The sequence below is a fragment of the Demequina pelophila genome (assembly GCF_000971175.1).
GTDB classification, from domain to species: Bacteria; Actinomycetota; Actinomycetes; order Actinomycetales; family Demequinaceae; genus Demequina; species Demequina pelophila.
On sequence record NZ_BBLY01000001.1, the window covers coordinates 431,607 to 452,877 of the forward strand.

18 protein-coding genes are annotated in these 21,271 nt (G+C 71.1%); 11 read left to right on the forward strand and 7 right to left on the reverse strand.

From position 1 onward, the window contains the following. Positions 1-51 precede the first annotated feature (51 nt). A complete protein-coding gene (locus tag AOM03_RS02010; protein WP_082092022.1) occupies positions 52-1,725 on the forward strand; it encodes an alpha/beta-hydrolase family protein in 1,674 nt (557 codons plus the stop codon). Between the two features lie 15 nt (positions 1,726-1,740). Here AOM03_RS02010 and AOM03_RS02015 read toward each other — a convergent pair whose 3' ends face one another. Next, positions 1,741-2,523 carry a phospholipase A2 gene (locus tag AOM03_RS02015; RefSeq protein ID WP_062377777.1) on the reverse strand — a complete coding sequence of 261 codons (783 nt, stop codon included), beginning with the start codon at positions 2,521-2,523 and terminating at the stop codon, positions 1,741-1,743. A gap of 535 nt (positions 2,524-3,058) precedes the next feature. Between AOM03_RS02015 and AOM03_RS02020 the strand changes: the two genes are divergently transcribed. From AOM03_RS02020 to AOM03_RS02040, 5 genes are read left to right on the forward strand one after another with little or no spacing between them, the layout of a single operon-like run. Further along, on the forward strand, positions 3,059-4,321 hold the full coding sequence (locus tag AOM03_RS02020; protein WP_162197254.1) for a glycosyltransferase: 1,263 nt from the start codon (positions 3,059-3,061) through the stop codon (positions 4,319-4,321). Further along, positions 4,311-5,618: a glycosyltransferase gene (locus tag AOM03_RS02025; protein ID WP_062377781.1), complete on the forward strand. Its 1,308-nt coding sequence runs from the start codon at positions 4,311-4,313 to the stop codon at positions 5,616-5,618. Before AOM03_RS02020 ends, AOM03_RS02025 begins: the two co-directional genes overlap by 11 nt. Beyond that, positions 5,615-8,209 carry a glycosyl hydrolase family 8 gene (locus tag AOM03_RS02030; protein ID WP_062377783.1) on the forward strand — a complete coding sequence of 865 codons (2,595 nt, stop codon included), beginning with the start codon at positions 5,615-5,617 and terminating at the stop codon, positions 8,207-8,209. Before AOM03_RS02025 ends, AOM03_RS02030 begins: the two co-directional genes overlap by 4 nt. 24 nt (positions 8,210-8,233) lie before the next feature. Then, entirely contained in the window at positions 8,234-8,683 is a 450-nt protein-coding gene (locus tag AOM03_RS02035; protein ID WP_062377785.1) for a GtrA family protein, read from the forward strand. Beyond that, positions 8,680-10,086 carry an NAD(P)/FAD-dependent oxidoreductase gene (locus AOM03_RS02040; protein WP_062377787.1) on the forward strand — a complete coding sequence of 469 codons (1,407 nt, stop codon included), beginning with the start codon at positions 8,680-8,682 and terminating at the stop codon, positions 10,084-10,086. Before AOM03_RS02035 ends, AOM03_RS02040 begins: the two co-directional genes overlap by 4 nt. 85 nt (positions 10,087-10,171) lie before the next feature. Here AOM03_RS02040 and AOM03_RS02045 read toward each other — a convergent pair whose 3' ends face one another. Together AOM03_RS02045 and AOM03_RS02050 are read right to left on the reverse strand one after the other, a co-directional pair. Then, positions 10,172-11,449: a glycoside hydrolase family 5 protein gene (locus tag AOM03_RS02045; protein ID WP_062377789.1), complete on the reverse strand. Its 1,278-nt coding sequence runs from the start codon at positions 11,447-11,449 to the stop codon at positions 10,172-10,174. A gap of 109 nt (positions 11,450-11,558) precedes the next feature. Next, complete coding sequence (locus tag AOM03_RS02050; RefSeq protein ID WP_062377792.1) at positions 11,559-13,160, reverse strand: SDR family oxidoreductase; 1,602 nt, start codon at positions 13,158-13,160, stop codon at positions 11,559-11,561. 190 nt (positions 13,161-13,350) lie between these two features. Here AOM03_RS02050 and AOM03_RS02055 point away from each other — a divergent pair, with 190 nt between their 5' ends. Both AOM03_RS02055 and AOM03_RS02060 read left to right on the forward strand, forming a co-directional pair. Next, a complete protein-coding gene (locus tag AOM03_RS02055) occupies positions 13,351-14,025 on the forward strand; it encodes a DUF4386 domain-containing protein (protein WP_062377794.1) in 675 nt (224 codons plus the stop codon). Next, a complete protein-coding gene (locus AOM03_RS02060; protein WP_062377796.1) occupies positions 14,022-14,915 on the forward strand; it encodes a DUF6544 family protein in 894 nt (297 codons plus the stop codon). The genes AOM03_RS02055 and AOM03_RS02060 overlap by 4 nt, the downstream gene beginning before the upstream one ends. Here the strand turns inward: AOM03_RS02060 and AOM03_RS02065 are convergent. Continuing rightward, positions 14,891-15,694, reverse strand: a complete 804-nt coding sequence (locus tag AOM03_RS02065) for an SDR family oxidoreductase (RefSeq protein WP_062377798.1) — start codon at positions 15,692-15,694, stop codon at positions 14,891-14,893. The two genes, AOM03_RS02060 and AOM03_RS02065, sit on opposite strands and share 25 nt — an antisense overlap. A 35-nt stretch (positions 15,695-15,729) precedes the next feature. After that, positions 15,730-16,500, reverse strand: coding sequence for an enoyl-CoA hydratase/isomerase family protein (locus tag AOM03_RS02070; RefSeq protein WP_062377800.1), 771 nt, complete (start codon positions 16,498-16,500; stop codon positions 15,730-15,732). Between the two features lie 174 nt (positions 16,501-16,674). On the opposite strand from AOM03_RS02070, the gene AOM03_RS02075 reads away from it, so the two are divergent. Both AOM03_RS02075 and AOM03_RS02080 read left to right on the forward strand, forming a co-directional pair. After that, positions 16,675-17,307 (forward strand): hypothetical protein, encoded by a 633-nt coding sequence (locus AOM03_RS02075; RefSeq protein ID WP_062377802.1) that lies wholly within the window; start codon positions 16,675-16,677, stop codon positions 17,305-17,307. A gap of 121 nt (positions 17,308-17,428) precedes the next feature. Then, positions 17,429-17,779, forward strand: coding sequence for a DUF2200 domain-containing protein (locus AOM03_RS02080; protein WP_062377804.1), 351 nt, complete (start codon positions 17,429-17,431; stop codon positions 17,777-17,779). 25 nt (positions 17,780-17,804) lie between these two features. On the opposite strand, the gene AOM03_RS12345 is transcribed toward AOM03_RS02080, so the two are convergent. After that, complete coding sequence (locus AOM03_RS12345; RefSeq protein ID WP_227589849.1) at positions 17,805-18,815, reverse strand: C40 family peptidase; 1,011 nt, start codon at positions 18,813-18,815, stop codon at positions 17,805-17,807. Positions 18,816-19,078: 263 nt separating this feature from the next. Between AOM03_RS12345 and AOM03_RS02090 the strand changes: the two genes are divergently transcribed. Continuing rightward, the gene (locus tag AOM03_RS02090) at positions 19,079-20,293 is read left to right on the forward strand and encodes a cobalamin-independent methionine synthase II family protein (protein WP_062377809.1); all 1,215 of its coding nucleotides are present in this window, start codon (positions 19,079-19,081) and stop codon (positions 20,291-20,293) included. A gap of 72 nt (positions 20,294-20,365) precedes the next feature. Here the strand turns inward: AOM03_RS02090 and AOM03_RS02095 are convergent, their stop codons facing one another. Beyond that, on the reverse strand, positions 20,366-21,262 hold the full coding sequence (locus tag AOM03_RS02095; protein ID WP_062377811.1) for an EamA family transporter: 897 nt from the start codon (positions 21,260-21,262) through the stop codon (positions 20,366-20,368). Positions 21,263-21,271 lie beyond the last annotated feature (9 nt).

Below are 21,271 nucleotides of genomic sequence, written 5' to 3' on the forward strand. Positions count from 1 at the left end.
CTGAAGGGCCTGGTCCCACCGCTAGGGTGAGGGTGACGAAGGGGGAGCGTCATGGTTCGTGTGGTGCGCATCGGCGCGAGGCTGGACGTGGCGGGGGCGGTGCTGGGCCTGCTCGCCGTGGCCGTCTCGCTCACGCCGTCCCTGCTCCCGCGCCCCGCGTGGGGGCAGGGCCTGGTCTCCGGGCTGGCGTTCGCGGTGGGCTACGGGGTGGGGGTGATGGCCTGGCGAGGCCTCGCCCGGCTCGGACGGGGCCGGCTGCCTCGCGCGGCGGAGGCGCCCGTGTGGGCGGTGGTGCTCCTCGGGTTCGCCGGCGCGGCCGCGATCATGCCGTTCGCGGTCGGCTGGCAGAACTCGGTGCGCGCGGCCGTGGGCATGCCGGCGACCAGCGGCTTCGACTGGATGGTCGCCGGCGTCGCGTTCGCGGCCGGCTCCTGGCTGGCCTTCGCGATCGGGCGGGGCGTGGCGGGCGGGTACCGGCGGCTGTCGCGCCTGATCGGTCCGCGCCTGCCCGGGAGGGCGGACCGGCCGCGCGCCGCCGCGGCCGGCACGGTGGCGGCGACCGTGGTCGCGATGGCGCTGGTGTTCTCCCTGGGGATCGGGGCGCTGTCCTGGCTGCTCACCGTCGCCTCCGAGCACAAGAACCGTCAGTACGACCCGTCGTATGCGCAGCCCGCGAGCGCACTGCGGTCCGGCGCCCCCGACAGCCTCGTGGACTGGGACGATGTGGGGCAGGCGGGCGTCAAGATCGTCGCCGGCGGCCCGACGGCCGCGCAGATCGAGCTCGTCACGGACCTGCCGGCCGTCGAGCCGATCCGCGTCTACGTGGGCGTCGACGTCCCCGGGACCTTCGCGGAGCGGGCGGAACTCGCGGTCGCCGAGCTCGAGCGCACCGGTGCCGCGGAGCGGTCGGTGCTCATGATCGCCGGCACCACCGGCTCCGGCTGGCTCGACCCGGCGGCGCTCGACGGCTTCGAGTACCTGCACGCGGGGGACACCGCGCTGGTCACGCTGCAGTACGGCGCGACCGGCAGCCCCGTGTCCGCCGTGCTCACGCCCGAGCTCTCCCAGGAGGGCACCGCGGCGCTCGTCGACGCGGTCACCGCGTGGTGGGAGGGGCTCCCCGCGGACGACCGTCCCCGCCTCGTCGTCTACGGGCTCAGCCTGGGGTCCTTCGGGATCCAGGCCGCCTACGACGACATGGCGGACCTGCTCGCCTCGACGGAGGGCGCGGTGCTCGCGGGTACGCCGTCGTTCACGCCGCTGTGGAGCGCGGCGCAGGACGCGCGCGACCCGGGCAGCCCCTATCCGCTGCCCGTGCTCGACGCGGGCCTGCATGTGCGGTGGTCCGACGAGTGGGGCGGCCTCGAGGTGCTCCCGGGCCCGTGGGAGGAGACGCGGATCGCGTTCATCCAGCACGGCAACGACCCCATCACCTGGATCGGGCCGAGCGTGATCTGGAAGAAGCCGGAGTGGCTCGAGGAGGGCCAGCGGTCGGACTCGGTGAGCGAGGACATGGTGTGGATCCCCGTCGTCACCGCGTTCCAGGGACTCATCGACCTGATCCTGTCGACGGCCGTGCCCGAGGATGCCGGGCACAAGTACGGCAACCTCGCGGTGGACGCGTTGCACCAGGTGACCGGGGACGCGGGCCTGAGCGAGGACGCCCTGGCCCGCGTCCGAGCGGTGATCGAGCAGTACGACACCTACTCGCCGGTGGCGAACTGACCCGCCGGTGCGCCGCTACGCGGTGGTGCGGAAGAACGGCTCGCCGCCGCCCAAACGCACTCCGGTGTGGAACAGGTCGGCGCCCGCGAGGCACTGCGCCCGGTCGCTCGGGAGCGCGTCGCAGATGAGCCGCATGTGCTCGAGGAAGCGCTGATCCACGGCCTCGCGCACCGCGTCCGTGGCGCCGTTGCCGGCGTTGCCGTAGTAGCCGTAGTTGCGATCGTGGGTGGTGCAGGCGGGCTCGAAGGTGACGCTGAGGCCCGCGATCGTGGGCGCGAGCCATGACGGCACGGACGGCACGCTGCACCCGTCGGTGGAGCCCGTCCAGCCCGAGGTGTCGCCTGGTGCCTGCGCGGCGAGGGTGGCCTGGACCGCCGCAAGATCCACCGGCGGTTCCATGAGCGGCAGGACGCCGGTGGAGTCGCAGCGCCACCACGAGCATGCGGTGATGCGCACGCCCGCGATGCCGGTGCCCAGCCCCGCCCGGAGGTCGACGTCGGTCGGGCCGTCGCCGCAGTCGACCGTGCGGGTGCGGTTGCCCCCGGACTCGACCACCAGGGTGACGTAGACGGTGCAGGACGACCGCGACGGAGCGAGCTCCACCGAGGCGCCCCAGCCGGTGCGGAACGCCTCGTAGCCGACGGACACCCCGCTCCGGGGGGTCAGGGTTCCGCTCGGATCGCCGGGGAGTGCGGACGCCGCAGGGGCGAAGGCGACGGCGCCCACGAGGGCGAGCGTGAAGGCCGCCGCGATGGCGCGGAGGCGGCGGGATGCGTGCGGGTGCTTCCAGGACGGCATGGGGACTCCTTGGGTCGGGGAGAGCGCGGTGGTGGGTGCCTGGAGCATCGGTGCCGGTGGGCGCCGGACGATGCGGGGGCCGGCTGAGCGAGGAGGCGGCCGGGCGCTCCGGGCGGGAGGGGAGGAGTGCGGCCGCCGCCATGGCGGAGGCCTTCCGCTGGCCGGCACGCACGGTGGTGCCGGTGGGCGCCGTCGCCCCTGCCGGGCGCCCGGCAGGCGCCCACCCCCCACGCCTCAATCTACGCACGGTGGGGGTGCCCGCGCCCGCCGAGTGCACGGGCGGGAAGGCTGTGCCGGATTTATAGCTTTTTTAGTGTTTTTCGTTTTTGTGCTGTACATGCGGAATGTCCACTACTACCGTGACTAGTGCCAGCGTTGGCGCGGTGCCCTGGGGGGTTGGATCCGCTAGTTCGCTCTTGTGGCGAGCGCGTCCGGAGACTTCCGCCTGCGCAGCAGATTCCCTCCTCCTCGGGTTCCGTGTCATGGCCGGTACATGCGCGACATAGGCACGGCCCAAACCAGGAGGACACCGGCCATGGCTTCAGCTATTCAACCCGACGAGGATCATGCGAAGTGGACGGCTCCGGCGCGCACCGCACTCATGATCGTCCCGACCTACAACGAGGCCGGGAACATCTCCGCACTGCTCGACGAGTTGTTCTCCCTGCCGACGCGCGAGCGCACGGGTTGGGACCTGCACGTCCTGGTGCGGGACGACCGGTCGCCCGACGGAACCGGCGAGATCGTCGAGGGGCTCGCGGCCGGCGCCTACGCGGGGAGGCTGCACCTCTCACGCGGCACCAAGCAGGGGCTGGGCAAGGCGCTCGAGCTCGCGTTCAAGTCGTCGCTCGAGCTCGGCTACGAGGTCGTGATGACCATGGACGCGGACTTCTCCCACGCGCCGGAGGACGTGCTGCCGCTGCTCGAGGCCATCGAGGGCGGGGCGGACGTCGCGGTGGGCTCGCGCTACACGCCCGGCGGGCTCATTCCTGGCGACTGGCCGCTCAGCCAGATCGTGCGCACGCGCGTCGCCAGCCAGGTGGCCCGCGGCGTGGGCGGAATCGACCCGGGGCTGCGCGAGCTCACCACGAACTTCCGGGCGATGCGTCGCGAGGTGCTCGCGTCGATCGACTTCGGACGCGTGGTCGCGCGCGGCTACGGCTTTCAGATCTTCCTCGCCAACGCCTTCACCAGCGGCGGTTGGGTGGTGAAGGAGGTGCCCATCAGCTTCCACACGCGGGCGAACGGTGTCTCGAAGGCCAGCGTCAAGGACGTGCTCGAGTTCATTCGCATCGCGTTGCAGTTGAACGACGACTCGCCGTTCAAGCAGTTGGTCCGGTTCCTCCTCGTGGGCGCCTCGGGCACCGTCGTGAACCTCGCCGCGCTGTGGACACTGCGGCAGATCTTCCTTCCCGAGGACCCGGTGGGCGACAGCGTCTGGGTGCTCTCGGCCGCCGCCATCCAGATCTCGATCCTGTGGAACTTCATGTGGCACACGGGCTTCACCTTCCGGCGCTACCGCCGCGAGGGAGGTGCGCTCGGGCCGCGTCAGGTCGCGGTCAACCTGGTGAAGTTCGAGGGCGCGAGCGCCCTCACTCAGACCGTGATCTTCCTCGCCTTCGTCGTGTTCTCGAACCTGGGGGTCTTCTACCTGCTCGCGCAGGCGCTGGGCATCGTCACGGCGGTGGGCGTGAACTACTGGGTGAGCAGCCACTACATCTGGGACTGGCGTCGCCGAATCGGGGCGGTGTCCGCGGCCGGCTTCGGAGGAGCCAAGGAGTTCCGACGTGCCACTTGACATCATCACGGTCATCGTCCTGCTGGTCGCGGCGATCCTGCTCGTCCAGGCGGGCACGAGCCTGATCCAGACCCTGTACATCTGGGACTCGCCCGAACGGATCCGCGCCGCCGGCGCGCCCGACACCTACGCGAAGCCCAAGCACGGGTTCACCGTGCTGCTGCCGGCCCGGCACGAGCAGGAGGTCATCGGGGAGACGGTTCGCAAACTCGGGGAGGCGAAATACCCGAAGGAGCTTCTCGAGCTCATGGTGATCTGCTCGGAGGACGACACCGAGACCATCGCCGCGGCCGAGCACGCCAAGCGCGAGTACGGGCTCGAGAACGTCACGGTGCTCGTGTTCGGCGGATCGCCGGGCAAGGCCAAAGCGATGAACCTGGGCCTCGAGGCCGCGAAGCACGAGCTGCTGACCATCTTCGACTCCGAGGACGACGTGAGTCCCGAGCTGTTCTCGATCGTCGACACCCTCTACCAGCGCAAGCGCATCGACGTGCTGCAGGGTGGCGTCCAGCTGATGGACTACGACAGCCACTGGTTCAGTGCCCACAACGTGCTCGAGTACTTCTTCTGGTTCAAGTCCCGCATGCACTACTTCGCGAAGTCGGGAGCCGTGCCCCTCGGGGGCAACACGGTGTTCTTCCGCGCCACGGACCTTCAGGAGGTGGGCGGCTGGGACGAGAGCACGCTCACCGAGGACGGTGATCTGGGGGTGCGCCTCAGCATCGCCGGCAAGCGGTTCGGCGTGATGTACGACTCCGACCACGTCACCAAGGAGGAGGTTCCCCACTCCACCAAGGCATTCATCAAGCAGCGGACCCGATGGAACCAGGGCTTCCTGCAGATGATCCGCAAGGGGGACTGGCTGCGCCTGCCCACCCTGCGCAAGCGGCTGCTCATCGGCTCGGTGCTCACGGCGCCCACGTTCATGGCTCTCGTCATCGCCAGCGCTCCGCTGTTCATCATCGTGGGCATCACCGTGAAGCTTCCCGTGCTCGTGAGCCTGCTCACGGCAGTGCCGCTCCTGATGGCCGTCCTCATGCTGTGCACGAGCATTCTGGGGCTGTACGAGTTCGGCAAGGACCAGGGACTCCACGTCCGGTGGTGGCAGTACCTCTACCTGGTCGTCACGTTCGTGCCGTACCAGGGGATCCTGATGATCAGCGCGGTCCGCGCGGCCTATCGCGAACTGCTGGGCCAGCGAGGCTGGGAGAAGACCGCGCACTCCGGCGCCCACCGAGGCGCACCCCAGCCGGCGTCGCCCGCGCTCGTTCCGGCGATGGCGTCGGAGGCCGCATGACGATGCTGGGCACGCGCCCGCGCTCCCGCAGCCACGCCGTGCCCACGCGGTCGAGGTCGCCCGAGGCCGTGCTCATCGTGGCGCTGCTGGTCCTCAGCGCGGTGGTCCACGCGTGCAACATGCTCGGCTACCCCTACTACGACAACGACGAGGCCACTTACATGGCGCGCGGCTGGGCGCTCATCAACGAGGCCCAGCTCGACGTCGTCACCTATCGCTACGATCACGCGCCGTTCGGGTGGATTCTCTTGGGCGGCTGGCTCGGCCTCACGGGTGACGGCGCACTGTTCGGCGGGATCCTCGAGGCCGGTCGCGTGTTCATGCTCGTGGTGCATGTGGTCAACACGCTGCTCGTGTACGTGATCGGCAAGCGGCTCTCCGGAGGTGCGATCACGGCCGGCACCATCGCCGCCCTCGTTTTCGCACTGTCCCCGCTCGGCATCTACTTCCAGAGGCGCATTCTCCTGGACAACCTCATGGCCATGTGGGTGCTGATCGGGATCCTGCTGCTCCTGCGCAAACCCCTGACGGTGAAGGCCTCGATCGGCAGCGGCTTCGCCTTCGGAATCGCCGTGCTCACCAAGCTCAACGCGGCGTTCTTCGGGGTGGGCTTCCTGGTGCTGCTGTGGGCGGGAACGAGCGGCGCCCAGCGCAAGCACGCCATCCTGAACTGGTTCGCGGCCGCGGGCGGCACGGTGCTGCTCTTCTTCCACTTCGCGTTCCTCAAGAAGGAACTGCTCCCCGCGCCGGTCGACGAGAACGGCGACCCGACATCGGTGAGCCTCATCGACACGTTCCGAGTCCAGTTGGGGCGCGGGACGTCGTCATGGCCGTGGGACCCGGCGTCCTTCTTCTGGCGGGCGTGGGTCGACTGGTTCGCCCGGGACTCGGTGACCACGGCGGCGGGCGTCGCCGCCGCAGTGCTGCTGGTGCTCATGCTCGCGTGGCGGCGCTACCGGACCGCGGGAGCGGTGGCGCTCCTCGCGTTGATCGGTGCCTACGCGCTGTTCCTCGCGCGCGGAGGGATCGTCATCCCCCTGTACATCGTTCCGCTGATGCCGTTCCTGGCCATCGCCGTCGGCATGGTCGCCGCACGGGTGGTGCAGTGGCTGCCGCGGGGCTGGGGGCGGCCGGTGACCGCGTCGGTGGTCGTGCTGGGCGTGTCGGCCGCCTACGTCACCTCCGTCGAGACCACCCACCTCGTGGAGGACGAGACGGACAACCAGGCCTCCGCCGTGGAGTGGCTCGAGGCGTCGGCCGATCCGGACGCCATCATCGTGGTGGACAACTACGCGTATCCGGAGCTTGCGCAGGAGAACACCTTCACCGGCGCCATGTACTTCCTCAACGCCGAGTACGACCCGACCCTGCGCGCGACCTTCAACGACGATTACCGGGACATCGACTACATCCTGCTGACCCATGCCGTGGTCGACCAGATCGCGCAGGGCGTGCTCCCGACCGTCGCGGAGGCGCTGGAGCACTCCGACCTGCTGGCGAGCTACACCGAGGGCAGCACCAGCTTCATCGATCTGCCCAACTACATCTCCACCAATGGCGACTGGGCGCAGATCTGGGTGACCAAGTCGCGCAACGAGATCGTGCTCCAGGATGCGTGGGAGCGCTTCCAAGACGACTGGATCGTGTCCTACGGCCAGGTGCTGGAGGAGGTTCCGGGCGTCACCACCTCCGAGTACCAGGCGCTCGCCATGGAGCAGGCGCTGTTCGAGGGCGACGAGGCGACGTTCCGGGGCGTGTGGCAGTGGACGAGCGACAAGATGCGTCACCGGCAGAACGACGGTCTCACGTCCTGGCTCTGGGAGTCCTCGGACGTCGACGAGGGCGAGCTGGGCTCGACGGACACCGTGTGCGGCGTGGACCAGCAGTTCATCGCGCTCCTCGCCAGGGCCGGCGACCGGTGGGGCGATCCGGGCCTCAGCCGCGAGGCCGCGGACATGCTCGCGAGCTGGTGGGACCGCTGCACGTTCGAGATCGACGGCCTGCAGGTGGTCGACTCGTCCGCGGACGGCTCGATCATCGACGAGCAGGTCAACACCGCGCACTTCAACCCCGTGCTCTACCGCGAGCTGGCGCAGTGGTTCCCCGGCTACGACTGGCAGCGGCTCATCGACGACGGCTACACGTTCCTGGAGCGTGTGCTCGAGGAGCGGGGGACCATTCCCAACTGGGTCATCTTCACCCAGGACGGGGAGTTGGAGCTCGCCGAGGACCTGTTCGGAGCGGGCGCCGACGACTTTGGGGAGAGCACCCTGCGCCTCATCCCCACGCTGATCCGTGAGGAGCTCAACGGGGAGGAGCGCGCGGCCGCGCTGCTCGACGCCCTGACCCCTCAACTCATCGAGGAGGCCGGCGACACGCCGGACCTGCCGCAGGGCACCACGCTCGCGATGCTCGCGCTGGTACGCGACGTCGGCGACACGGCTCAGGACCTGTACCGCACCTACGTCGCCGTCCGGATCGATCCGGACACCGGCACCTGGGACGACAGCCTCTACGACTTCTCCTGGACCTACCAATGGCATCGGCTCCAGGAGGACCTGCCCGACACGCTCACCGTTCCGATCGACTGACCCACCACCGCCGAGGAGGCCCGCATGGACGCCACTGCACCCGCTTCGATCGCCCCGGGACGGCTGCGCGCGCTCGCGGCGCGGCACCGGAACTTCCTGATCTACGCCGTCATCGGCGGCGGAGCCGTCGTCCTGGACGTGGGCGTGTACGCGCTGCTCGCGGTGCCCGCGGGGATGCATCCGGTCTTCGCGAACACCATCTCCACGTTCGTCTCCATGATCTTCAGCTTCACGTCGAACAGCATCCTCAACTTCAAGGTGACCGACCGCATCGTCGCGCGCTTCCTGTCCTTCGCGCTCGTGACCGGGATCGGCTACCTCGTGAGCACGCTGATGCTGGCGATCCTCGTCGACGGGCTGCACGTGCATGCCTTGGTCGCGAAGGGCATCACCCTGCCGGTGGTGCTGATCCTGCAGTTCACGCTCAATAAGAAGACCACGTTCGCCCCGTCTGCTGAGAGGACCCCGTCATGATCGAGCCCACGAGCACTGCCGCCCGCATCGCGGTGGTCGGAGGAGGCTTCACCGGCCTCACCGCCGCCTACGAACTCGCCAAGGCGGGTCACCATGTGGAGGTCTACGAGGCCGCCCCGACGTTCGGCGGCCTGGTCGCCGGCTTCGAACTCGAGGACGGGTTCCCGCTGGAGCGGGCTTATCACTTCCTCTACACCACCGACAAGTGGATGATCGGCATGGCCGAGGAGCTGGGCATCCGCGACAGGCTCAGCTTCCATCCGAGTTCGATCAAGGCGTTCCACGAGGGTGAGCGGTACGGCTTCACGACTCCGCTCGAGCTGCTTCGCTTCAAGCCGCTGTCCCTCATCGACCGCATCCGCACCGGCCTCACCGGCCTGCGCACGCTGTCGCTCAAGAACTGGCAGCCGCTCACCACCGTCACCGCCTACGAGTGGCTGTGCAAGGTGAACGGCAAGAAGGCGACCGACATCGTGTGGAAGCCGCTGCTCATGGGCAAGTTCGACGTCTACTGGGACAAGGTGACCATGGCGTGGCTGTGGACCCGCATCCACGTGCGCCAGACCTCGAAGATCAAGGGGGAGCAGACCGAGCGGCTCGGCTACTTCGAGGGCGGCTTCCGCATCATGGTCGACCGCTGGCTCGAGGAGCTCACCGCGCGGGGCGCAGTGCTGCGCCCGAGCACGCCCATCCAGGCCTTCACGGAGGTCGAGGGCAAGCCCGCGCTGGTCATCGATGGGGAGGAGCGCCGGTTCGACGCGGTGCTCGGCGCGATCCCGAGCACGGCGCTCGCGCGCGCGGCCAAGGACCACCCCGCCATGACGCCCGAGTACTCGAAGCTCCTCACGGACATCGACTACCTGGGCGCGGCACTCATGGTCATCACCACCGACCGGCCCATCACGGACGTGTACTGGCATCAGATCCACGACCTCGACGCGCCGTTCCTCGTGTTCCTGAGCCTCGACTCGCTCATCGGGGTGGAGAACACGGGTGGGCGGTACATCTATTACATCGGCGACTACGTCCAGAACGACGACGAGCTGATGACCATGGACGAGGACGCGCTGCGCGAGCGCTGGTACGCCGGGCTCGAGAAGCTCCTGCCGGAGTTCACGCGCGACATGGTGACGGAGTCGCACGTGTTCCGCTTCCGCAACGCGCAGCACATCGTCGACGTGACGTTCCAGTCGCGTATCCCGGAGATGAAGACGCCGCTGCCCGGCTACTTCCTCGCCAACTTCGCTCAGGTGTTCCCCGAGGACCGCGGCACCAACTACGCCGTGCGCGACGGTCTCAAGGTCGCGGAGCTCATCGAGGAGTCGCTGGCCCAGGAGCCCACGCGCGTCGCCCGCGACGAGGCGCCGACCATCCCGGCGGACCTGGGCTCGGCGGCCTCCTGAGCGGCGCCTCCTGGGGACCACGCGGCCAGCCCGCCGTGTGCTCCCCAGGGCGGGCGGTGCATCGTCCCCGGGGACGATGCACCGCCTAGCCTCCGGTGAGGGCCGCCAGTTCCTCGGCGTAGGAGAGGTCGTACGAGCCGGCGCCGAACGAGTCCCAGTAGTGGTGGGCCTCGTAGCGGAAGTTGTCCGCCGGGTCGGAGATCCACCCGGTCGGGTGGTTCGAGCGCCACTTGGCGAGGCTCGACCAGTCGTAGCCGGCGACCAGGATGAGGTGCTCGTCGCCCGCCTCGCGCAGCGCCGTCACGGCCTCCTGGCTCACGCGCTCCCACAGCAGCGCGGGCGAGCCGGCGTCCTCGGCTCCCAGGTTGTTGGGCTCGTTCATGAGTCCCCAGCCCGCGATGGCGGGGTGCTCGCCCCAGGTGTCGGCGAGGTCCAGCCAGAAGTCCGTGAACTGCTGCGTCGTGAGCCACTCCGAGCCCACGAGCGAGGCCCCCCATTGGGTGACGTACGAGCCGTAGTTGTGCAGGTCCAGGATCACGTCGATCCCGGCCGCCGCGGCGGCGTCGAGCTGCGCCGTGACGAGGGCGACGTGGTCGGCGTCGAGGGGGCCGTCCAGCTCGGGCTGGAGACGCTCCCACCTCACGGGCAGGCGGACCAGGTCGATGCCGCGGTCGGCGAGCCACGCGTAGGACTCGAGGGGCTCGGCCTGGAACTTGCCGCCCAGTTCGCCCAGGTTGACGTTGGAGAAGTCCTCGTTGGTGCCGAAGTCGAGGCCCGCCACGTTGACGCCGTGGCGTGCGGGTGAGTCGCCGGTGCGCTCGGCCTCGAGGCGCTCGATGATGTCGCCCTGCGGGCTGCCGGTGTCGAGCGATCCGCTGCCCGCCTCTCCATAGATGAGCAACCGGTAGTCCAGCGGCCACGCCGTGCCGGCCGCCCACCCGGTGGTCCACAGCCCCTCCTGCTCGGCGAGCAGGTACCAGTATTCGCCCAGGGTGGTCCACTCGGCGTCCCCAGCGTTGTCCCATCCCACCTCGCCCACGAAGCCCTCGGCGTCGTGCTCGTCGAGCCACGCGATGAAGTCGCGCAGCTCGTCGAGGTGCACCTCCTGCAGGGCGTCGAACTCCAGACCGGCGAGCACGTCGTCGTCGGCCGAGGCCGCCGGAGTGGGCGATTCCGGCGGCTCGGTCGCCGGGGTCGTGGAGGGGGACGGCGTCGCCGAGGTGGAGCCGTTCGCGGTCGGCGTGCCGGAGAACGTGCCCGACAGTGCGAGCGCCCCCGCCCCGATGGCGATCACGCCGATCCCCAGGGCGATGGGCCAGACCGCGCGGCCGCGCGGCTGGCTCGAGTCGGACTCGCGCGACATGCTCAAGAACGGACACCCCTCGGGCGATCCGGCGTGCCGGACCGTGACGATCGACTGTGCTGGTCGTGGTGCCAGCCTAACGGGCAAGGACTGTTGACGTAACAGCGTCCTACGTGGCTCCTTCCTCGATGGCGGGCTCGGGGGCCGCCTCCTCCGCCTCGGCGACGATGCGATTGACCATGCCGGAGAAGACGAGCGCGTGGAAGGGCAGCATGGTGAGCCAGTACAGGCGGCCGGTGAGCCCGCGCGGGAAGAACACCGCGCGCTGCCAGTAGTCGGCGCCCTGGGCGGAGGGGGTGACGCCCAGCTCGAGCCAGGCCTTGCCGGGCACCCTCATCTCCGCCCGGAGCCGCAGCAGGCGTCCCTCCTCGACCCGCTCGACGCGCCAGACGTCGATCGCGTCGCCCTCGGTGACGCGCGCGTGCGTGCGCCGTCCCCGCTGGGCCCCCACGCCCCCGGTGACACGATCGATCAGTCCGCGAGTCGCCCACAGCACCGAGGCCGAATACCAGCCCGTCGCCCCACCCACCTGGGTGATGACGTCCCACACGGCCCGCGCATCGGCCGTGGTGGTCTTGTGCCGCTCGTCCTTGAAGACGGTGCGTCCCGCCCATTCGGGATCGGAGGGCAGCGGGTCGCTGGGGGCGCCGCTGACCCGCGAGTCGACCCAGCTGGTCTCCACCTGGTCGACCTCGATGCGCCCGAGCGCGTACGCCACCGAGTCCCGGTAGCTCATGAGCCCCTCGGGCGGCGGCGGGACGAGGGCGTCGATCGTGTGGTCGCGCATCACGCACGAGTGCAGGAGCGACTCGACCAGGGGGCGGGCGATCTGGCGCGGCACGGGGGTGACCAGACCCACCCAGTGCGAGGCGAGGCCGGGGGTGAGCACGGGCAGCGCGGTGATCGCCCGTTGGGGCAGCCCGGCGACGGCGGCGTACCCGTTCATCATCTCCGAGTAGCGCATCACGTCGGGGCCGCCGATGTCGAAGGTGTCGTTGACCCGCCCTTCCACACGTGCGGCGGCGAGAAGGTAGTAGAGCACGTCGCGCACCGCGATCGGCTGAATGGTGTTGCGCACCCACCTGGGCGCGGGCATGTAGGGCAGCACCTCGGTGAGGTGGCGGATCATCTCGAAGGAGGCGGAGCCGGACCCGATGACCACGCCCGCCTGGAGCACGATGGTGGGCGTGGCGGAGGCGAGCAGGATGTCGCCCACCTCCTGGCGCGAGGCGAGGTGCGCGGAGAGTTCGACCCCGTCGGGGTGGAGGCCGCTCAGATAGACGATGCGGTCCACCCCGTGCGAGGCGGCGGCCTTCGCCGTGGTGAGGGCGATGGCGCGGTCGAGCCGTCCGTAGTCCTTGCCGCTGATCATCGAGTGCACCAGGAAGTAGACGACGTCGACGCCGGCCATCGCGCGGTCCATGGCCTCGGCATCGGACGCGTCGCCCTCGACGATCTCCACCTCGCCGGCCCAGGGGAGCGCCTCGAGCCGGCGGCGGGACCTGGTCAGCGCGCGGACCCGATAGCCACCGGCGAGGAGGCGCGGCACCAGTCGTCCGCCGATGTACCCCGTCGCGCCGAGCACCAGGACCAGGGGTGCGGACCCGTCGGCCTTCGGGACGGAGCGCAGGCCCTCCTCGGAGCCGAAGGGGCTGTTCGGGGGAAGTTCGAGGGCGGCATCGGGGTGGGCGTCGGGGTCCGGGTCGTTCACGGGGGTCTCCGTTCTCCAGGTCCGCGGCACCGTCGCACGCACCAGGAGAACCAGTCTGCGGCGCCCAGGTATTCCCGGACCGCGACCCGCGGCGGGCGGGTGCGGCGCGGCTCGACGCGCCCTGGCGTGGGGGCGGGTGTATACCGAAGGAGGAGGGGCGGAAGCCGTCCGTCGGTGTCGAGGAGGCGGCATGGACACGTCCGGAGCGCGATCGCGCCGCGCGCGGTGGGCCGGCGCGGCGTACCTCGGGTACATCGCGGTGACGATCGCGGCGACCGCCGTGCTCGGCGCCGTGGTGGTGGACGACGACGGCGCCACGGTCGGCGCGTTCCACGACCGGCCGGGGCTCGTGGGTCTCGCCGTGGTCCTCGACGCCGGCGCAGCGGTGCTGTTCCTCGTCACCGCGTGGACCCTCTACAGGCTGTTGCGCGACGTCCGGTCCGGCGTCGCGTTGCTGTTCGTGCTGCTCAACGCCGCCGGCGTGGCGATCCAGGGCGCTGCGGCGGGTGCCCTCGCGGCGGCGCGCGCGGTGGGCGGCGAGGAGGGTGCCGATCCAGCCACGGTCCTGCTGCTCGTCGATCTTCATGCGGAGGGGTTCGTCGTCGCCCAGTTCTTCTACGCGGCGTGGCTGCTGCCCCTGGGGTACCTGGTGCTCACCTCCGGATTCCTGCCGCGTTGGCTCGGCTACCTGCTCATCGTCGAGTCCGGTGCCTGGATGCTCTATCCGTTGCAGCACCTCCTGGCGCCCGGTGCCGACTGGCTCGTGTACGCGAGCTCGGCCGTCGGCTTCGCCGGGGAGTTCGGCCTCGCGCTCTGGTTGCTGGTGCGTGGTACTCGGGAGACCGCGAGGGTGGCGCGCACGTGAGCCCGGCCGAGTCCACGACGGGAGCACCGCGACCCCTCTGGCCGCTGGCGGCGGGCGCGCTGGCGGGCGGAGCCTATGCATGGGCCAGGCGGGGGCCGGGCTCCGCGCGCTGGCGGTTCGACCGGGCCGACGCCCGGCCGTTCGCTGCACCCTCGCGCATCGCGACGACGGCCGACCTCGACGGGCTTCCCGAGGCGGCCGCGCGCCTGCTGGGCTCCGCGGGCGTGGTGGGCAGGCCGATCCCGGCGGGCATGAGGGCGCACGTGACCGGACGGCTGCGCAGCGCGCCGGACGCCGCATGGATGCCCTTCCGGGCGCGCCAGGTGTCCACGTTCGCGCCCCGCCCGACCCGGAGGTTCCTCATGCAGGCCACCATGCGCGGGCTGCCGGTCGAGGTGCTGCACCAGATGGAGGGCCGCACGGCGACCATGCGGGCGAAGGTGTTGTCGCTCATTCCCGTCATCACGATGAGCGGCCCCGAGGCCGACCGCGCCGAGGCGGTCACGTTCCTCAACGACATGTGCGTGTTCGCGCCGGGCGCGCTTCTCGACGCACCCGTGACGTGGCAGGGGATCGACGCGGAGCGCGTGCGCGTCGAGTACGACGCCCAGGCTGGGCGCGTGGGCGCGGAGCTCACGATCAGCCGCGACGGAAGGCTCGTCGACTTCGTCTCCCACGACCGAGTCCAGGATCCCGGCACTCCACGTTCGCGCCGCCTCGACTGGTCCACGCCGATCGACGAGCACGCCGTACGCGACGGTGCGAGCATCGGCGTCCACGGCGGCGCACGCTGGCGGGAGGACGGCCGTTGGTGGACCTACCTCGAGTTGAGGATCGATGACCTCTCGTACGCGACGCGGGCTCCTCAGTCGAGGAAGATGTCGGGGTAGAGCGCCTCGTCCGGCGTGCCCGGCACCGCCGCGTATCCCGACAGGTCCGTGATGCCCGCCTCCGCGAGCACGTCCTCGACCACGAGCGAGCGTCCGGTCAGCTCGCGGGACGATGCGGTGATCACCTCGTACGCGGCGTCCGCGTAGATCTGCGGAGTCCGGCTGAGCGCCATGAGCCGGTCGCCCCCGGGAAGCTTGTCGATCGCGGCCGTGGCGATCGTGGTGCGCGGCCACAGCGTGTTCGCGGCCACGCCTCGGGAGGCGAACTCCGCGGCCATTCCCAGCGTCACCATGGTCATCGCGAACTTCGCCACCGAGTAGCCCGTGTGCGCCCCGAGCCACTTCGCGGTGGGGTTGAGCGGCGGCGACAGGGACAGAATGTGCGGGTTGTCCGAGGCCGTCAGGTGGGGCAGGGCGGCCCGCGAGAGCATGAAGGTGCCGCGGACGTTGACGTCCTGCATGAGGTCGTACTTCTTCTCGGACAGGACGGCCGTAGGGGACAGGTCGATCACGCTGGCGTTGTTGACCACCACGTCGATCCCGCCGAACCGCTCGACCGTCTCCGCGACGGCACGGGCGATGTCGTCGTCGTTGCGGACGTCGCCCACGATCGGGTGGGCGTGGCCCCCGGCGGCGACCACCGCATCGGCCGCCGTGTGAAGCGTGCCCTCGAGGGTGGGATGCGGCGCGTCCGTCTTGGCGAGCATCGCGACGTTCGCGCCGTCGCGGGCGGCGCGCACCGCGATCGCGAGCCCGATGCCGCGGCTGCCGCCGGACATGAGGAGGGTGCGGCCCGCGAGACCGCCTCCGGCGCTCACCGGCGGCCCCCGGCGGCGGCAGCGGCGAAGGCCGCGATGCGCTCCGACGCCTCCGCGCCGACGAACGCGGCTCCGATGGTGCGGGCCTCGTCGTCCAGGCTCTCCCTGAAGGTGCGGGTGGCGGAGGCGCGCACGAGCCGCGCGGCCTGGCCGAGCGCCCCGCTGGGCCCGTCCGCCCAGCCTCGCGCGATCTCCAGCGCCCGATCGAGGGGCGCCGCGGACACCTCCGCGACCATGCCCCAGTCGCGCGCGGTGGCCGCGTCCAGCTCCCGGTCCGACAGGAGCAACTCGAGCGCGCGGCGCTCGCCGACCGCGCGCGTAAGCAGCGTGCTCACCCCCAGGTCGGGGGAGAGGCCCACGCCCGCGTACCGGCCGGCCACGCGCAGGTCCTCGCCCGCCACCACGTAGTCGGCCGCGAGCAGCAGGCCGATGCCGCCGCCCGCGACCGCGCCCTGCGCGGCGGCGACCACGGGGATGGGGGCCTCGACGAGCGCCGCGATGCCCGCGTGGATCTGGTGCGCCGCGGCGGTGATGCCGTCCTGGTCCGCGCCCGACTGCGCCATCGCGAGCACGTCGCCGCCGGCGCAGAAGGCGCGCCCCTCGGCGGAGACGAGGATCGCCCGGGTGCCCGGGTCCGCGACCGCGGCGAGACACGCGTCCCGGTACTCGCTGCCCATGGCGAAGTCGAACGCGTTGAGCCGGTCGGGGCGCGCGAACGTGAGCCGGGCGATGCCGTCGTCGAGCGAGAGTCGGATGGATCCGGGCATGGGGGACCTCCAGGCGATTCGTCGTTGAGCCGTCGTGCGCCCATCCTGGCACAGCGTGCCGTCCTGGCGGCGGGCGCGACGTCCGAATTGCCCCGAGTGTCGTTCGCCACACCTGAACGGGGCCCTCCGACCTTGGTCCCGGACCCGCGTGCGGGTCCGGCTGAGGATGGCGGCATGGCAACGCCGCCCGAGAACAATGACTGGACCCAGGCCGAGATCGACGCGCGCTTCAGCGAGATCATCGCCCCCCTCGAGGGGCGGTGGATCGCACGGGGCGGACACGAGTCCACCCCGACATCCGCCCCTACCGCGGCGACCGCGCGACGCGACAGGCGTCGACGCGGCCCCTGGCGACGCCCGCTGATGCTCGCGGCGTCCGCGCTGACGGTGGCGGGCCTCACCAGCGTGTTCATGCCTCCCGCGCAGGCGGCGGAGATCGCGCTCGACTTCCCGGCGTCGACCAGCGTGCAGCAGGTGTCCGAGCGCCACTTCGAGGTGGCCGACTCCTTCGGGGAGGCCTCGGTCACGCTGCACCGTGGCGCGCACGCCACGGCGAGCCGAGGACCGGGCGACGCGTGCGACTCCGTCGTCGAGCCCGTCGCCGTGGGCGGGCACCTGGCCGAGCGCGCCGTGGTCGACTGTCCCGACGGCCGCATCGACCGCGTGGTCGTGACCGTGGGCGAGGACCAGCTCATCGCCACGCGCGCGGTCGGAGCCTCCGAGGACCTGTCCGCGGGGGACGATGCATGGCTCGCCTGGCTCGCGGGACTGGGACTCGGGACGGCGCTCGAGCCCGAGGGGCTGTAGGCCGCGCCGGGTGGCCCTGGCATCCCGTCGGTGCCGTGGACGAAGGCGCGGGGGATGCGACGCGCGTGCCGTCGCCTACGCTGAGGAGATCGCCCGACCGTCGCCCGCCCAAGGAGCAGCCATGTCCAGCCACCGCATCTTCTCGATGAGCTTCGCGAAGATCTACCCGCTGTACGTCCAGAAGGTCGAGCGAAAGGAGCGCGCCCGCGAGGACCTCGATCGCGTGCTGACCTGGCTCACCGGCTACGACGAGGAGGGCCTCGCAAGGGCGGTCGATGGCGAGGTGGACGTCGAGACGTTCCTCACCGAGGCGCCCGCGTACAACCCGCATGCGGACCTCATCACGGGCGTGATCTGCGGTGTGCGCGTCGAGGAGATCGAGGACCCGCTCATGAAGCGCGTGCGTCAGATGGACAAGCTGGTCGACGAGGTCGCGCGGGGGAAGAGGATGGAGTCGATCCTGCGCGGCTGAGCGGCGGGGCGGCGCCTGCCGGGACTCAGCCGAAGCGGAGGAAGACCGGCGCGCTCTGCCAGATGCGCGTCTGCTGGACGCCGCTGCCGTAGCCCACGGCCTCGACCTGCTGGTTGCCGCCCACGTAGATGGACACGTGCCCGGGCGACCAGATGACGTCGCCGGGCCGGGCGTTCGCCCGGGACACGACGGTGCCGACCGAGCGGATCGCGCCCGAGGAGTGGGGCAGGCTGATGCCGATCTGCGCGTACGACCACGACACGAGGCCCGAGCAGTCGAACGCCCAGGGGCCCGTGGCCGCGTAGCGGTAGGTGGAGCCGATGCGCGACTGGGCCGCGCCGACCACGCCGCCCGTGCTGACGGCAACGGTCGAGGAGTCGGTTGCGGCCGTCGAGGTGCTGCCGGTGACCGTGGTGGTGTTGCCCACGAGAATCGCGGCGGGCTCGACGTAGTCCTCGAGCGATCCCTTGGCGACGAAGCCGGTGACGCCGTCCTCCGTGTAGACGCGCACGAACCCGTCCTCGACGTGGCGCTCGTCATCGGTGCCCAGCTCCGCGTCCTTGGCGAGCGTGCGCAGCTCCTCCGACTCGGACGAGGGCGCGGCGTAGAGCGTCGTGGCGGCCGTGGTGACGACCTCGGGTTCGGCGGCGAGCCGCTTGGCCTTCTCGATCTGCTCGGGCTGGTCGCGGAGGGGAGTGACGGCCGGAGTCTCGGGCGCGTCCGCCTGCCAGGTGAGGTCCGTGGAGGCGGTGATCTCCGTGATCGCGCCGTCTCCGGAGGTTGCGGCGTCGTCCTCGGCCATGCCCTGCGTCTCCGCCGCGGCCGCCTCGGGCGCCTCGACCGAGAGCGGCACCGCGTCCACCTGGGAGATGTCCGCGAAGAGAGCGCTCGCCTGAACCGACTCGGTGGCCGCACTCGCGTCGGCCGGCGACATGATCGCGCCGGCACCGTAGCCGAGCGTCATCGCGCAGCCCGCGACCGCGACGGCGGCGACGCGATTGACGGGCGCGAAGCGCACCGGGCGACGATTGGACAAGTTCTCTCCCTCAGAAGGCTTCAACGAAGATAACAAAATGGTCACGGAGCGCGAAATCTTGCGGCGTGTCGTTGCTCACAGGCGCCGATGCGGGGGCCGGGGACATCGGCGGCCGGGCGCTTGGACTTTGCGACGGCCTCGGGACACAATGGCGGTGCCGTCACGCATCAAACGAGGCCTCGGATCCACATCGAGTGGGCATTGCGGACGGGCGACACCCGTACGTTGGCGGGCGACCGCCCACCCAGACCCGAGGAGCCCACATGACCGTGACCATCCAGACGACCACGTCCGGATCGCTGCCGCGCACCCCCGAGCTCGCCGCCGCGAACGCGGCGCTCGCGAAGGCGGAGGACGGCTTCACGCTGGTCCGCACGCCCGAGTACGACGAGCTCGCGGAGCAGGCCGTCAAGGACATCGTCAAGCGCCAGGTCGAGGCCGGCATCACCATCGTCGGCGACGGCGAGCTGGGCAAGGCGATGTCCGCGTCCCACGACTTCGGCGCCTGGTGGTCGTACTCGTTCCAGCGCACCGCGGGCCTCGCGCTGCCCGAGCCGGGCGCGCCCATGCCGGAGCCGGTGCGCTCCGAGCCCGGCAACGTGCGCCTCACCTCCATGAACGACCGTCGCGACTGGGTCGCCTTTGCGGCGGCCTACGGCGACCCGACGTCCGGCGTGCTGCTGGGCGAGCCGCCGTTCTGGCCGCAGGCGGTCGGGCCGCTGTCGTACCGCGGTCACGACCTGATCGCCCACGACATCGCGAACCTCAAGTCCGCCCTCGCGGACGCCGGCCTCGAGAAGGGCTTCCTGACCTCGCTCGCGCCCGGCTCGGCCGCGCGCATCGGCAACGCGTTCTTCCCGTCCGAGGAGGAGCACATCGCGGCCTGGGCGGACGTGATGCGCGAGGAGTACAAGGCGATCGTCGACGCGGGCCTGACCGTGCAGCTCGACGACCCGTCGCTCGCGGAGTCCTGGGACCAGATCAACCCCGAGCCCTCCGTCGCGGACTACCGCGCCTTCCTCCGCACCCGCATCGACGCGATCAACCACGCGATCGCGGGCCTGCCCAAGGAGCAGGTGCGCCTGCACATCTGCTGGGGATCGTGGCACGGCCCCCACACCACGGACCTCGAGCTGCGCCACATCCTGGACCTGCTCCTGGAGATCGAGGCGGGCGAGTTCTCGTTCGAGGCCGGCAACGTGCGCCACGAGCACGAGTGGAAGGTGTGGCGCGACGCGGATTTGCCCGCGGGCGCCCGCATCCTGCCCGGCGTCGTGAGCCACGCGACCAACGTGGTCGAGCACCCCGACCTGGTGGCCGAGCGCATCGTCCGCTTCGCGGAGATCGTGGGCCCGGAGAACGTGGTCGCGTCCACCGACTGCGGCCTGGGCGGTCGCGTCCACCCGCAGATCGCGTGGGCCAAGCTGGACTCGCTCGGTGAGGGCGCCCGCCGCGCGGCGGCGCTTCTCAACGGCTGAGCCTTCCCCCGCAGGCGCGCGGCGCCGGTCCCAGGGCCGGCGCCGCGTCCGCTCGGGCGGTTGCTGCAAGGGTCAGGCGGGGGCGGCGTCCGGCACCGGGCGAGGCGCCCGCCCGGCGCGCACCGCGAGGGCCGAGGCGCCGATGACCAGCGCGATGCCCACGAGCGCCTGCCACGACAGGCGCTGACCCAGCGCCACGAAGCCGGCGATCGAGGCGATCGCGGGCATGAGGCTCATGAGGATCGCGAACGTCGCAGGCCGGATCCGGCGCAGCGCCGCCATCTCGAGGACATAGGGGATCGCCGACGACAGCACGGCGACCGCCGCGCCCAGCGCGAGCGTCGCGGGGTCGAGCAGCGCCGTCCCGGCCGACGCGATGCCGAGCGGCAGCGCGGCGACGGCGCCCAGGGCCATGGCGATCGCGAGGCCATCGTGTCGCCGGAAGCGCCGGCCGGTCGCGGCCGACATGAGGATGTACCCCGCCCAGCACGCGGCCGCCGCGAGCGCGAACGCGACGCCCCACGGGTCGAGCGACTCGAAGCCGCCGCCGCTCATGAGCACCACGCCGGCCAGCGCGATCCCCGCGGCGATCCACGACACCAGACGCCTGCCGGTGATGATCGCCAGCACGAGGGGTCCGAGCATCTCGATCGTGACGGCGGCCCCCAGCGGGATGCGTGCGATGGCCTGGTAGATGGTGATGTTCATGGCCGCCAGGCAGGCCGCGAAGCCGGCCACCGTGAGCCAGTCCGCTCGCTGGAGACCCCGGATGCGGGGGCGCAGGACCGCCAGGAGCAGGATCGCGGAGAACGCGAGGCGGAGGAAGACGATCCCGCCCGGCCCCGCGCGCGGGAACAGCAGCACCGCCAGCGCGGCGCCGAACTGCTGCGTGAACGCGCCGGCGACCACGAGGGAGACGGCGCCGCCGGAGCCCAGGCCGCGCGTCAGCCCGGCGCCCGGACGTGCCACCCGCGTGCG